The sequence below is a fragment of the Streptomyces sp. ATCC 21386 genome, from assembly GCF_018728545.1.
Taxonomy (GTDB): domain Bacteria; phylum Actinomycetota; class Actinomycetes; order Streptomycetales; family Streptomycetaceae; genus Streptomyces.
Genome location: NZ_JAAVVL010000001.1, coordinates 6,836,018 through 6,850,128, shown reverse-complemented (window position 1 = coordinate 6,850,128; position 14,111 = coordinate 6,836,018). Strand labels below are relative to the sequence as shown.

The 14,111-nt window shown below is 71.0% G+C and carries 8 protein-coding genes; 2 read left to right on the top strand and 6 right to left on the bottom strand.

Annotated features, from left to right (window positions below; genetic code table 11):
• Nucleotides 1-4 precede the first annotated feature (4 nt).
• Nucleotides 5-1,096 carry an amidohydrolase family protein gene (locus GWK25_RS29400; protein ID WP_215454421.1) on the top strand — a complete coding sequence of 364 codons (1,092 nt, stop codon included), beginning with the start codon at nt 5-7 and terminating at the stop codon, nt 1,094-1,096.
• On the opposite strand, the gene GWK25_RS29395 is transcribed toward GWK25_RS29400, so the two are convergent.
• The 5 genes from GWK25_RS29395 to GWK25_RS29375 all read right to left on the bottom strand — a co-directional run bounded on the left by GWK25_RS29395 (nt 1,097) and on the right by GWK25_RS29375 (nt 11,764).
• Nucleotides 1,097-1,567 carry a hypothetical protein gene (locus tag GWK25_RS29395; RefSeq protein ID WP_215454420.1) on the bottom strand — a complete coding sequence of 157 codons (471 nt, stop codon included), beginning with the start codon at nt 1,565-1,567 and terminating at the stop codon, nt 1,097-1,099.
• Nucleotides 1,561-8,529, bottom strand: a complete 6,969-nt coding sequence (locus GWK25_RS29390) for a polymorphic toxin-type HINT domain-containing protein (protein ID WP_215454419.1) — start codon at nt 8,527-8,529, stop codon at nt 1,561-1,563. The genes GWK25_RS29395 and GWK25_RS29390 overlap by 7 nt, the downstream gene beginning before the upstream one ends.
• 558 nt (nt 8,530-9,087) lie before the next feature.
• The gene (cobC, locus tag GWK25_RS29385; RefSeq protein WP_251829089.1) at nt 9,088-10,227 is read right to left on the bottom strand and encodes an Rv2231c family pyridoxal phosphate-dependent protein CobC; all 1,140 of its coding nucleotides are present in this window, start codon (nt 10,225-10,227) and stop codon (nt 9,088-9,090) included.
• The gene (locus tag GWK25_RS29380) at nt 10,217-11,158 is read right to left on the bottom strand and encodes a sirohydrochlorin chelatase (protein WP_215454418.1); all 942 of its coding nucleotides are present in this window, start codon (nt 11,156-11,158) and stop codon (nt 10,217-10,219) included. Before GWK25_RS29380 ends, cobC begins: the two co-directional genes overlap by 11 nt.
• A 129-nt stretch (nt 11,159-11,287) precedes the next feature.
• Complete coding sequence (locus GWK25_RS29375; protein ID WP_215454417.1) at nt 11,288-11,764, bottom strand: cobalamin biosynthesis protein; 477 nt, start codon at nt 11,762-11,764, stop codon at nt 11,288-11,290.
• Between the two features lie 139 nt (nt 11,765-11,903).
• Here GWK25_RS29375 and GWK25_RS29370 point away from each other — a divergent pair, with 139 nt between their 5' ends.
• On the top strand, nt 11,904-12,632 hold the full coding sequence (locus tag GWK25_RS29370; RefSeq protein WP_215454416.1) for a ZIP family metal transporter: 729 nt from the start codon (nt 11,904-11,906) through the stop codon (nt 12,630-12,632).
• A 113-nt stretch (nt 12,633-12,745) separates the two neighbouring features.
• On the opposite strand, the gene GWK25_RS29365 is transcribed toward GWK25_RS29370, so the two are convergent.
• A complete protein-coding gene (locus tag GWK25_RS29365) occupies nt 12,746-14,110 on the bottom strand; it encodes a cobyrinate a,c-diamide synthase (RefSeq protein ID WP_215454415.1) in 1,365 nt (454 codons plus the stop codon).
• Nucleotide 14,111 lies beyond the last annotated feature (1 nt).

Sequence of the window (14,111 nt, the reverse complement as noted above, 5' to 3'; positions counted from 1 at the left end):
GTGCATGAGCGAGCGCGCGGTGCTGCATGTGAAGGGCCGGATCCTGGTCGGACCCGAGGAGGTCCGGGACGAGCTGTGGGTGCTCGACGGCCGGGTGTCGTACGACCGCCCGGCCGGCGCCCAGGACATCCGCACTGTCGAGGGCTGGGCCCTGCCCGGCCTGGTCGACGCGCACTGCCACGTCGGCCTCGGCCCGCACGGCCCGGTCCCGGAGGACGTCGCCGAGAAACAGGCGCTGACCGACCGGGACGCGGGCACCCTCCTCATCCGCGACGCGGGTTCCCCCTCCGACACCCGCTGGATCGACGACCGCGACGACCTGCCCAACATCATCCGGGCAGGCCGCCACATCGCCCGCACCCGGCGCTACATCCGCAACTTCGCCCACGAGATCGAGCCGGACGAACTGGTCGCGTACGTCGCCCAGGAGGCCCGGCGCGGGGACGGCTGGGTGAAGCTGGTCGGGGACTGGATCGACCGAGGACTCGGGGACCTGTCGCCGTGCTGGCCGCGTGAGGCGGTCGAGGCGGCGATCACGGAGGCGCACCTGCTGGGCGCCCGCGTGACGGCGCACTGCTTCGCCGAGTCGTCCCTCCGCGACCTCGTCGAGGCGGGCATCGACTGCATCGAACACGCGACGGGCCTGACGGACGACCTCATCCCCCTCTTCGCCTCCCGGGGCGTCGCGATCGTCCCGACCCTGGTCAACATCGCCACCTTCCCGAGCATGGCGGCGGGTGGCGAGACCAAGTTCCCGAACTGGGCCGCGCACATGCGCCGCCTCCACGAACGCCGCTACGACACGGTCCGCAACGCCTACGACGCGGGCATCCCGGTGTACGTCGGCACGGACGCGGGCGGCTCCCTGGCCCACGGCCTGGTCGCCGCCGAGGTCGCCGAACTGGTCACGGCCGGCATCCCACCGGTGGAGGCCCTCGCGGCGACCACCTGGCACGCCCGCGAGTGGCTGGGCCGCCCGGGCCTGACAGAGGGCGCCCCCGCGGACCTGGTGGTGTACGAACGGGACCCCCGCACGGATGTACGCGTGCTGGGGGCCCCGACGAGAGTGGTGCTGAACGGGCGGGTCGTGGGCTGATCAGAGAGGTGTCAGCTCGTCAAAAGCCGGGACCCATGGACCATGCCCGTGAAATCCACGGAGGGCCGACTCGACCACGGCGGGGGAGAACGACTTCTGGTGCTTCATGCCGCTCGCCCGCTCTGGAGGAATCCTGTCTCCCACGTTTCCATGGACATCCTGCGTCCGGTACTCGCCGGGTGGCTCGACCCAGACCTTGTACGTGGGAATCGAGACGTCCTTGGAGATTTCCTGATTCCCGGCGATCTGCCAGGTTCTGTCCTTGATCCGCAGGTCCATGGTCTCCACGAGTAAGACCGGCTCACCGAGTTCGAGAGAAGCCACGTCACGCGGGCCGTCGGCGTCCAGAAGCTCGGAGAACACGGCCAGCAGGACGTTCCCACGCAACGTTTCGACGACCTGGGCCAAGGCGATCCTTCCTTCGACCACAGGGATGGAGAGAACGTCACCCTTCTTGTATCGCGTCAGCACACGGTCCCTCCGGCTGCCTTGTAGCGGGCGTCGTTCATCTGCACTCGAGTGTTCTCGAGGACGCTCCCCGGCACCGACTTCTTTCCGCCGCCGGCCCGCATCCAGCTTTCTTCGAGGACGTCGAGGTCCAGCCCCGGGTTCGCCCTGCCGAGCACCTCGAAGACGAACGACTTTCCAGGGTAGTCCTTCGCATGCTCGCCCTGACGCTTCAAGTAACGACTCCAACTCTTCGCCTGGCCGACATACTCCTCACCGCTGAGCAGGTCGGTCCGCAGGTATACGACACCCGCAGGGGTGGGCGGAGTGGGCGATGTGTTGTGAACGAGGATCGGCTTGCTGTCGGCCAGGACGTAGTAGGTGTGCAGGCCCTCGACGGAGAGGTTGTGCACCGTTGCCTGGGCCGTCCGGGCCTTGACCGCGGTGATCTGGACCCAACTGCCGCTGCCCGTACTCAGCCACTGCCCGCGCTCCAGGTCACCGGCCTCCACCCAACGGCCCATGTCCGGTAGCCAGAACGGGTGGCCGTCGGTGGCCGTGATGGTGGAGGTCTTCTCGCCCGTCCGGCCGTCCGTGTCCACGGTGAGCGTGACCAGGCGCTTGCTGCCTTCGCGCTTGATGGTGAGGGTGACCGCGCGGGACTGCGTGTCGTCCGTCTCCACGTCCGACGCCTTGACCTTGTCACCGATCTCGATGTCCTCGATCGGCTTCGTGGTGCCGTCGGCCATCAGAACCTTGGTTCCGGGGACGAAGCTGTTGCCGATCTTGCAGCTCGCGCCGGTGGCCGGCGGTGCGTCCGGGACCTTCGGCGGGGCCGGTGCCGGAGCGGGTGCCGGGTTCGCCGGTGCAGGGGCGGGGTCGGCCGGGGCCGGGTCCTTCGGGGTGGTGGGGGCGTCAGGGGTGCCGCCGGTCGGCGGGGTGTCCGCCGCCCGTCCCGCGTCCGCCGCGTTGTCCGCCGCGCGGGCCGTGTCGCTCGCCGTGTCGAGGGCGTCCAACGCCTTGTCGCCGTACCGCGCCGCCTTCGCCGCCGTCGCCCCGTACCCCGCGAACGGGATCGCCGAGGCGCAGGACAGGGCCGCGTCGACGTATTCGCCCTCGGCCGCGTACCAGCCGCAGTTGGCCAGGTCCGCGACCTCGCCGACGACCGGGATGAGGCCGACCACGTCCAGCGCGGCGTGACCGATGTCGGACCAGGAGAGGCCGAACAGGTGCCCGTCGATCTCGATGAAGGAGATCGGGTTGCCGCCGGCGAAGGCGTAGCGGTTGCCGGTGTACGGGTCCATCGTCAGGCCCATGTCGGCCAGGGCGCCGCCGTACATGTCACGGGTGAGGAAGCGGTTCAGGCCCGGGTCGTAGGTGCGGAAACCCATGTCGTACGTGCCCGACGCCGTGTCGTAGCGCTTGGAGTTGAAGCGGTACGCGTTGTACGGCTCCGACGGCTCCTCACCGCCCGCCCCCGGCTTGTCCGCGCCCGTGAACTGGGCCGTGTCGTTCTTGCCGTACGCAGTGTAGCCGTACGTCGTCTTCGTGTCGCCGGCGGAGTCCGTCAGCGCCTCCACGTCGCCGTGCGGGTGGTAGAGGTACTGCGTCGTCTCCGGATCCTTGTCCTCCTCGTCCTTGATCTGGGTGAGCTTCTGGCCCCAGGAGGCGTACTGGAAGGACGTGACGCCCTCGTCCGTCACCTCCTCCCTCAGGGAGTTCGAGGTGATGCCCAGGTAGGTGAAGAGCGTCGTCTTCGCGTCGTCACCGCTGCCGACCGACTCCTTGACCGTGCGGTCGAACGCGTCGTACGTCAGCCGGGTCGTCCGGGCCGCGTCACCGGCACCCGACGTGATCGATTCCGGGCGGTCGAAGCCGTCGTAGCGGTACTTCTGGATCGTCTCGCCGCCGAAGGAGACGGTGTCGAGGCGGCCGAGCGGGTCGTAGTTGTACGTGGACGACGCGCCGTCCTCCGTCGACGTCAGGAGGCGGTTGCGGTCGTAGCGGTGGGTCGTCGTCGTGTCGTCGACCGTCTGCCGGACCACGTTGCCGGCGGCGTCGTGCCGGTACTCCTCCGTCTTCTCGTCGTCGCCGGTCTTCGTGACCTTCGCGATGCGGTCCTGCGGGTCGTACGTGTACGCGTACGTGTTGTCGATCGTGGAGCCGTGGTCGTCGGCGTCCATCAGCTTCAGGACGTCCTCGGCCTTGTGGCCGTTGGCGTTGTACTTCAGGGCGTGTTCGGCGACGAGGGTGTCGTCGGACTGCCGTTCCGTGGTTTTCTTCGTCGCGCCGTCGAGGTAGTAGTCGACGGTCAGGACGTTGCCGTTCGGCTTCGTCTGTTTCGCCAGCTCGCCCCGGGCCGTGTACTCGACCGAGGTGATCTGGCGGTCGTCCGCTGTCGGGGAGGCCGCGTTGGTGATGCGTTCGACCCGGTCCAGCTCGTCGTACTCCAGCTTGCTCCAGGTCAGGTCGTGGGTCGTCGTCAGCGTGTTGCCGTTGGCGTCGTACGTGAGGGCCGTCGTGTCGCGGACGCTGTCCCCGTCGTGTTCCACCACCTCGGTGAGCTGGTTGAGTTCGTCGTAGGCCAGGGTGTAGCGGTCGGTCTCGACGCCGGGGCTGTTGTCGACGATCTCGATCTGGTTGCCGTTGGCGTCGTAGCGGTAGGAGAAGTCCTTCTTCTCGTTGTCGGTGTCGCCCTCGTAGTCGCGGACCAGCCGCACCGCGTCCGCGACCACCGTGCCGGTCGCCTTGTCGGTGAGGGTGATGGCCTGACCGGTGTCCTCGGCGAAGGCGTACTTGCCCAACGAGCGCCACTCACCGGGTAGTTCGCTCTGGTCGAGGGTCCTGCTCTCGGTGCCGTCCTTGTGCTTGATCTCGTACGCGGCGTCCTTCGCCGCCCCGTCGACCTTCGGGTGGCGGACGTAGACCGTGTAGTCGCCGGCCTGCGGGATCGTCAGCTGCCAGACGAAGCGGTCCTCGCCCGTACCCGGCGCGTGGGTCTGCGCGTCGTAGCCGTACGAGCCCTCCGGGGCGACCGTCGTCCATGTGCCCTGCTGTGCCGTGTTGTTGACGTCGCTGTTGTCGACCAGGGCGACCTGGAGGCCCACCGGGACCCCGTCGTCCGAGCGGGACTTGAGGGCGCCGCTCGGGTAGAACGAGGAGTCGAGCGTGCGGGACACCGCGTCGCCGGCGCTGCTCAGGGTGTTCTGGATCTGCTGGCCGAGGTCGTTGTACCGGTAGGTGTTCCTGATGTCGAAGGCGTCGACCGACGTCCTGATCCAGCCGGTGTCGAAGTAGGTGTACTCCGTCTCGTTGCGGACGCTCTGTCCCTCGGACGGCGGCGCGCTGACCTTCTTCACCCGGCTCAGCGCGTCGTACTCGTACGTCGTGCGGTCCGGGGAGTTGTAGTGGTCGTCGTCCGGATCGAAGGGGCTCAGGGTCTCCTTGACGCGGTTCAGCTCGTCGTAGACGGTCTCGGAGGCGAAGTCCTTCGGGTCCTCGGTCTCCATGCCGCGCGGGGTGACGACCCGCGTCTGGTTGCCGACCTCGTCGTACTCGAAGCGGGTCCTGCGCATCACGCCGTCGTCGTGCGGGACCCGTGCCTCGGCCAGGGCGCCGCGGGCGTCGAGGACCAGCTCGGTGCGGTTGCCCTCCGCGTCCGTGGTGGCGGTCGTCAGACCGTCCCAGTCGTAGGTGCTCGTCGTCGACTTGCCGATCGCGTCGGTCGTCTCCAGGAGCCGGTGGTCGAGGTCGTAGCGGAACCTTGTGGTGTAGTCGTCGGGGTCCTCGGTCTCGTTCTTGCGGGCGTCGACGACCTTCACCAGGTCACCGACATCGTCGTAGACGGCCGAGGCGCGCCTGCCCGCCGCGTTGACCGCCTCGATCGGCTGGTACACCTCGTCGTACCGCGTCGTCGAGGTGAAGTCGCCCGGCTCCTCGGTCAGGTTGCCCTTGGGCTCCGTGGAGGTGAGCTGGTTGCCGACCTTGTCGTACGTGAAGGTCGACACCCGTGGGGGCGCGCCCTCCTCGTCACCAGGCTGGCTGGACTTCAGCAGCTGGTCGGCGGCGTCGAACGCGCTGCTGCTCGACACCCCGTTGGGGGCGGTGAAGACGAGCGTGTTGTCGTTGGCGTCGTACTTCGGCGCGGGCGTGACGATGAACTCGCCCGCCTGCTGGTCCTTCGGCCTGCGGTTCTCCAGCGGACGCGCGAACACGTCGTACGTCTGCGTGGTCGTCGCCCCGTCGGCCTCCTCGACCTCGGTGACGTTGCCGCGTACGTCGTACGTCGTCAGCGTGCGGTTGCCGAGGGCGTCGACGATCACCCGCGGATAGCCGGACGGGTCGTAGTTCTCGAACCTGGTGGTGTGCTCGTTCGCGTCGGTCGCGGAGACCAGCCGTCCCCGGGCGTCGTAGGCGTTGGTGGAGGTGTAGTCGTCCGCGGGCTCGCTCGCCACGCCCTTCGGGTCGGTGACCGAGGTCATGTTGCCGCGCGTGTCGTAGCCGAAGAGCCAGGTGCGGCCCTCGGGGGAGACCCGGCGCACCAGGTCGGCGATGTAGCCGTTCTCACCGGTCGCGTAGGCGAGCGTGGCGGCGGGCCGGTCGTTCTTCACCGACTCCGCGTCCCGGCTCTCCAGCGGATAGCCCGTCTTGGGGTCGTACTTCCAGGTGCGGGCGGCGCCGTTGTTCTCCTCCAGGCGCGTGACGTTGTTGTCGGCGTCCCAACCCAGCTTCGTGGTCCGCCTCTTGGCGTCGGTGAGCTTCACGGGCCGGCCGTAGCCGTCCAGCCGCTGGGTGCTGGGGTTGCCCTCGGCGTCGGTGACGACCGTCTCGGTCCCCTTGCCGTCGTGGCCGTCGGGGTCCCTGTAGCGGTACTTGGTCGCACCGTCGAGCCGGTCGGTGATCTCCTTGGTGTACCCGAGGTAGTGCAGCTGGTCCTTGTCGTCGTGCGGGCCGACGTAGTCGACCTTCGAGGAGTTGCCGCGCGGGTCGGTGACCTGGACCAGCTTCACGCCGGGGTGGTCGAACTCCTTGCCGTACTGGAACGAGAAGACCTTGCGCAGCTTCTCCCCGGCGTTCGCGCCGTCCGTCAGCCGCGCCAGCAGGCCCTTCTCCGTGAAGGTGAAGTCGACCCGGCGCCCGGAGACGTCGGTGACCGACCGGACCTTGCCGATGATGAACGGGTTGAGGAGGTGCTTGCCCTCCTTCACCTTCCCGTCCTCGTCGACGTACGCGTACGCCTCGCCCTTCTCCCAGTAGTCGACGGTGAGCGTGCGCCGGTCCTCGGCGTCCGTGACGTACTTCAGCAGCTTGGACGGGTGCCCGAGCAGCCGCTCCTCGTACGTGAACTCCATCCGGTTGCCGTTCTTGTCCACCTGGGCGCTCGGGTAGCCCTGGCAGTCGAAGAGGAACCGGGTGCGGTCCGGGCGCAGGAACTCCCAGGCCTCGCGCTGATGGGGGTGGAGCAGACAGTCCTTCTCCAGCTGCCTGACCCGGAAGTGGACGCCGGCGGGGGAGTCCCACTCGCCCTTCTTGTTCTTGCTGAAGACGTGGCTGGTGCCGTCGCCGTCGGTCAGCGTGATCTGCTTGGGCAGCAGCGCGGCCGGGTGGAAGTCCAGCGGTGTGCCCAGCCGGACCGGCGAGGACGCCTGCAGCGACCAGCCGTATCCGGCCGGAGTGCTGGAGGCGTCCTGCGAGTTGTAGGCCAGCCGCAGGAAGGTCGAGAAGCCGAGCGACGGGTTCGAGAAGGCGTTGTACGACCACACCGCGTTGCCCGCGTGAAGGTTGCTCATCAGCGCCGAGCCCGCGCCGGTGTTCTTGCCGGCGTAGGAGTGGAAGTCCTCCAGGCCGAGTTGGTCGGAGGTCGGGTACTCGGCGGTGACCTGGTGCTTCGAGGGCGGCACCCCGTCCGTCTCGGACAGCCAGTCACCGTTGGTCTTGTCCCTGAGATCCCACTCCAGGCCGAAGCTGAGCCGCTTGTCGAGCGGGTCGACCAGCACCGGCGCCTTCAACTCCGCGTCGAAGGTGACCGTCTCGCCGGCGGCCACGTCCTTCGGCAGCGGGGTGGCGTCCTTGTTGAGGAGGTTGGTGACGTCCTTGCCGTCCAGGTACCAGCGGTACGACAGGACGCGCTCGCCCTTCTTCCACACCGTGTCCGTGGTGTTGGTGAGGGTCGCCTCGACGGTGGCCTTCTCGCCGGGGATCATCCGCGCCGGCGTGTACGGCAGGAAGTAGGTCTCGTCCTCGGGGGCGGCGAGCAGCTTCGCCCCCTCGGCCACCTTGCCCGGCGGCGGGAGTTCGACCGTGCGGGCGGGACCGGCCAGCAGCCTGCCCTGCTGGGTACGGACGACGATCCGGTAGTGGTAGGTCTTGCCCTTGCCCTTGCCCTCGCTCTTGCCCTTGCTGTCGAGCGCCGGGGGCGCGGTGCGGTCGGCGAAGGTGCGGGTGCCGCGGTCGACGGGGGCGAGGAGGGTCTCGTCGGTCGGGGTGAAATCCTTCTTCGTGGCGCGGTGGACCTCGTACTCCCGCAGGTCCTTGCCCCGGTACGCGCTCCAGGAGAGGTCGGCGCCGGTCGCGTGCGTGGTGCGGGGCGCGGCGATGCGGACACCCTCGGCGTCGCCCGAGACGCCTCGGTGGGTCAGGGAGGACGAGCCCCGGGCGCGGTCCAGACGGATGCGGGGCGGGGTGGGGTCGTCGCCCCGGTCGATCTCCTCGCCGCCCTCGTCGTCGCCGAAGAGGCGTTCCAGGAGGCCCGGATCGTCCTCGTCCCCGGCGAGTTCGCTGACGGGTCTCCAGCCCTCACGGGGGTCGCTGGTGTCCGGTTCGGCGGCGGCGGGTCTCGCCTCGCCGGTCCCGGCGGGTGTGGCGGGGGCGCTGCCGATGATCAGGGCCGTCGCCACGGTGCCGACCAGGGCGGCGCGCAGGCGGAAACGGCGGAGGCGGACGCGGCGGAGGCGGATACGGACGCGGGTGTGGTCTAAGGCTGCCATGAAGGGCTCCTTGTTCCCCGTGAGCACAGGGGTCGCACAGGAATCGCCGGGCGCAACTGTCTACCAAGGTCCCCCAAAGCCGTGTCAATGACATGTCAAATAGAGGGGCGAGTTCCGGACTGCGAACGTTGCGGAGAAGTTCTGGACAGACAGGTGAGACGGTGTGAAGCCGCGGTGGCGGGGCGGACCGGATCCGGTCGCCGGGGGCAACTCCCGTCTCTGTCAGAGCGGTTGACCGGTCGATGAAAAGACGTCCAGCGCGGTGCACGGCCCGTGGGAGGTACGGGTGCACCTGCGCGGGCGGCTCCCCTCGGCTGCCGGAACGGGCGACCAGAAGACCGGCTGCCTGAGGCTCCGCGTCTGGGCCTGTGTCGCGAAGCCCCCGTCCCGGACGGCGTCAACACGTCGTTCGGGCGCGGCAAGTGGCAGGACTTCGCCCACAGGACGGGCGGCAGGACGCACTGCGAGCACAGCTCGCGGTGCCGACCCTCGCCCTGCCCTCGCCCTGACACCCGAACCACCCGGCCGTCGCGCCGGCGGAGCGACGAGCCCCTCCGCTCAGCGGTCCGCCAGCGTCATCGCCCGGTCCAGCGCCTGGAGGAACCCGTTGACCGTGGTCCGGTCGCGGACCGCCAGGCGCAGCCACGCGTCGTCCAGCCCCGGGAAGGTGTCACCGCGCCGGACGGCGAAGCCGAGCGTGCGCAGATGCCGTCGTACGGCGGTCGCGCGGGGCAGCCGGATCAGCACGAACGGGCCCTCGGCGGGCTCGGCCACGAGCAGGCCGTCGGGCGCGAACTCCCGCAGCCCGGCGACCAGATGGTCCCGGTCGGCGACGACACGGCCGGCGGCCTCGGCGGCCTCCGCCAGCGCCCGGTCCGAGACACACGCCTCGGCCGCCGCGAGGGCCGGCGTGGACACGGGCCACAGCGGCTGGGCGCGCTCCAGCTCGGCGATCGTCCCGGGCTCGGCGAGGACGTAACCGATCCGCAGCCCGGCCAGTCCCCAGGTCTTGGTGAGGCTGCGCAGGACCACGAGGCCGGGCACGTCCGTCCGCCCGGCCAAGGCCTCGCGCTCACCCGGCACCGCGTCCATGAACGCCTCGTCGACCACCAGCGTCCGCCCCGGCCGGGCGAGCCGGGCGAGGGTCTCGGCCGGGTGCAGCACCGATGTCGGATTGGTCGGATTGCCCACCACCACGAGGTCCGCGTCCTCCGGCACGGCCGCCGGATCCAGCCGGAATCCGTCCGAATCCCGCAGCAGCACCCGGTCCACGGTGTGCCCGGCGTCCCGCAGCGCGGCCTCGGGTTCGGTGAACTGCGGGTGCACGACCACCGGATGGCGGACCCTCAGGGCACGGGCCAGCAGGACGAAGGCCTCGGCGGCGCCCGCGGTGAGCAGGACCCGCTCGGCCGGCAGCCCGTGGCGGGCCGCCACCGCCGCCCGCGCCTCACGTCCGTCGGGGTAGGCGGCCAGCCCGGTCAGCGACCCGGCTATCCGCTCGCGCAGCCAGGCGGGCGGCGTGTCGGCCCGGACGTTCACGGCGAGGTCGATGAGCTTCGCCCCGTCGTCCCGCACCTCGGCGTCGCCGTGATGCCGCAGGTCATGACCGGCGATCGGCAGGTCCCGGCCCGCGTTCGAAGACTCGTCGTCTCCGTTGTGCAGGCCGTGTCTGCTCCCTGAGTCGGATTCAGTGTGCATGGGAGTGCGTGTGTCCCCAGTGGTGATGATCGTGACCGTCGTACCCGTTGTCGTCCGGGCGGACGCGCGAGTGTCGAGGCAGCCCCGGGCTGTTCCCACCGCCGGGCGGGTTGCCGCCGGGGCCTGCGGGACCGTGGGAGTCGCGGTGCGTGCGAGGGTCGCCCTCCAGCGCCTCCCGGTACCGCTCCACGAGGAGATCGAGCAGCTCCGGCTCCGGCCCGACGACATCGGCCGACCGTACCTCGGTCTCCGGGCGCGCGGCAGCCCAGCCCTCGGTCTGCTGCCGCACCCGGTCCGCCGGCCCGCCGTCGAGCGGGAAGTACGGCAGGACGACGATCCGCCGCGCGCCCAGCCGCACGCACCGGTCGAGACCGCTCGGCACGTCCGGCGCCGCCGACGACACGAACGCCGTCTCCACACCCGCGTACCCGCGCCCTTCCCACAACAACCGGGCCGCCCGGTGCACCTCGGCGTTGGCCTCGGGATCGGTGGCCCCGTGCCCGACGAGCAGGACGGTCACCTCGGCCCGGTCGCCCGGGGTCCTCGCCGCCGACGACCCCAGCGCCTCCTCCACCCGCCGCTCCAGCAGGTTCAGCAGCGCGGGGTGCGGACCCGGGGGACGGCCGCGGCCGTACGACACCTCCGGGTGCCGCTCCCGCACGCGGTCCAGCGCCGTCTCGACGTCCGCGTCCGCGCGCCCGGCGGTCTCCCACGACAGCGGGACGACGACGAACCGCCGTACGCCGTGCTCCACCAGCCCGGACACGGCCTCGTCCAGCGGCGGCCGGAACGGCTCGGCGAAGCCGCCCCCGACGGGCAGCCCGGGGTGGCGGCGGCCCAGTTCGCGCAGTAAGACGCGGAACGCCTCGGCCCCGGAGTCGTCCCGGGTGCCATGACCGGCGATGAGCAGGGCGGGCGGCGGGGTGGTCACGGTGTCTCCTCGGAGGCGGAAGTGGTGGGGGCGGGGGCGAGCGTGGGCGTCGGGGTGGGGCGGGTGCGGAAGCAGGGGCGGTCGGGACGCGGGGGCGTTCGGGGCGGGTCGGCGGCGGTCACACGTTCATCATGTCTCGCGACGACCGCGGCCACTGCCACGACGATCATCATGCCGACCTCCGCCGGGCCCGGTGAAGCCAGGGTTCGCCGTCGCGACGGCACACGTCACCTTCCCCGCCCGCCCGTCCACCGGCTCCGACTTCCGCTTCGGCACGAGGAGTTCTCCTCCACCGACGAGCGCGGCGGCCTCCGCGACGGACGGGGTACCGACGGCGGCGAGGGCCACGTCGGAGGGGTTGGGCACAGCCACGACGGCCAACTCCTCGGCGGAGCAGGCGACCAGGGGGACTCCGAGGCGTTCGGCGGCCTGGACGAGGCCGGGTTCACCGGCCTTGGCATCGACGGTCGACAGTGCGACGACGGCCTCGACCGACAGCCCGGCATCCCGCAGCACCCCTGAGACCAGCCCGAGAACCTCCACCACGGACACCCCCGCGGAGGCGCCCACACCCACCACGAGCGAGTCGATCACAGGGTCAGCCATGGCCGCGCCCGTCTTTCAGGGGCGTGGGGAACCGCGCGCCCGGCCTCCACGAACCCGCCCCCGGCATCCGACCTGCGTACTCCACACCACCCCGGGGCGCCGCAGCCGACACCGTCCACTCATCCGGTAGCAAAGACCCATGGCGGTCTTCGTGGCACTCGGCGCGTTCCTGATGACCCTGCTCGGCGGCTGGACGGCACAACGCGTGACGGACCGCCGTCACCTCGTGCTCGGCCTGGCCGGCGGCCTGATGCTGGGCGTGGTCGGCCTCGACCTGCTCCCCGAGGCGTTGGAGGCCGCCGGCGACGAGGTCTTCGGTGTGCCCGCCGCGCTGCTGCTGTTCGTCGCCGGGTTCCTCCTGGCCCACCTGGTGGAACGCCTGCTGGCCGTCCGCCAGGCGGCACACGGCGCGGAGGAGCACAACGGCCGTACGCCCCAAGTGGGTCTGACGGCCGCGGCCGCGATGGTCGGACACAGCGCCATGGACGGCGTCGCGATCGGCGCGGCCTTCCAGATCGGCGAGGGCATGGGCATCGCCGTCGCGCTCGCGGTGATCGCCCACGACTTCGCGGACGGCTTCAACACGTACACACTCACCAGCGTGTACGGCAATGCCCGCCGCCGTGCGCTCGCGATGCTGTTCGCGGACGCGGCGGCGCCGGTGGTGGGAGCCGCCTCCACGCTGCTGTTCACGATCCCGGAGGGCCCGCTCGGCTGCTACCTCGGCTTCTTCGGCGGCGCCCTGCTCTATCTCGCCGCCGCCGAGATCCTCCCCGAGGCCCACCACGAACACCCGGCCCACTCCACCCTGCTGTGCACGGTCGCCGGAGCGGCCTTCATCTGGCTGGTGGTGGGCGTGGCGGAGTGAACGGGACGGGCCACCGGGACCATCCCCCGACGAACCGCTCGCACCGCCGCTCACGACCTCCGACGGACCGCTCTCCAGGCCCGACGGACCGCTCACCACTGCCGACCGACCGCTCACGACACCCGGCATCTCTCCACGAACCGCCGTGCGATCCCCGGCTCCGCCGCCCAGTGCGTGTGCAGGTAGCTCGCGTGCACCCCTCCCCGCACGAATCCCTCGACCCGCGGCCGAGGGGACCGTATACCCCAGGCGGGAGCGGGCCCGGCCCCCGGCTCGACAACCGTCCGGTGGAACTCGTGGGCCCGCATCCGGGTCCCGGCAGGGGCCAGCACACTGTCGCCCACGGCGACGGCGTCGCGGTACCCGAGGGTCAGCCGCTCGTCCATGCGCGCCGTCGCGTCGAGCACACCGCACATGGGCCGCCCGTCCAGCTCCCGGCAGAGATAGAGCAGCCCGGCGCACTCGGCGGCCACCGGAGCGCCGCCGAACGCCAGCTCGGCGACGGCCTTGCGCAGCGGCTCGTTGGCGGACAACTCGGCGGCGTACATCTCGGGGAACCCGCCGCCGATCACCAACCCGCTCGTCCCGTCGGGCAGTTGCTCGTCGCGCAGCGGGTCGAAGACGACCACGTCGGCTCCCGCGGCGGTCAGCAACTCGGCGTGCTCGGCGTAGGAGAAGGTGAACGCGGGTCCACCGGCGACGGCGACCACCTCCCGTCGGCCCGTGGCCGCGACGGGCGGCTCCCACGCCGGCCCCGACAACGCCCCGGCACTGCGGGCGAGCGCGACCAGCGCCTCCAGATCGCACCCGGCCCGGACCTGCGCGGCCATCGCCGCCACGGCCTCCAGCGCGGCGGCCTGCCGCTCGGCGACCGGGACCAGTCCCAGATGCCGGGACGGCGTGTCCACCTGCGGAGCCCGCCGCAGCACCCCCAGCACGGGCACACCGGTCGACTCCAGGGCGTCCCGCAGCAGTTCCTCGTGCCGGTCGGAGGCGACCTTGTTGAGGATCACGCCCCCGATCCGGACCTCGGGGTCCCAGGAGGCGAACCCGTGCACCAGCGCCGCCACCGACCGCGACTGCGACGACGCGTCCACGACCAGCACCACCGGCGCCCGCAGCAGCTTCGCCACATGAGCGGTGGACGCCAGCTCCCCCTGCCCCGAGGCGCCGTCGAACATCCCCATCACACCCTCGACGACGGCGATGTCGCACCCGCGCGCGCCGTGCGCGAAGAGCGGCGCGACCAGCTCGGGCCCGCACAGGTACGCGTCGAGGTTCCGCCCCACCCGCCCGCTCGCGAGCGCGTGGTAGCCGGGGTCGATGTAGTCCGGCCCCACCTTGTGCGGGGAGACGGCGAGCCCCCGCTCGGTGAGCGCGGCCATCAACCCCGTGGCCACGGTGGTCTTGCCGCTGCGCGACGCGGGCGCGGCGATCACCAGCCGGGGCACGGAGGGAACCGAGGTGCAAGACGTCACG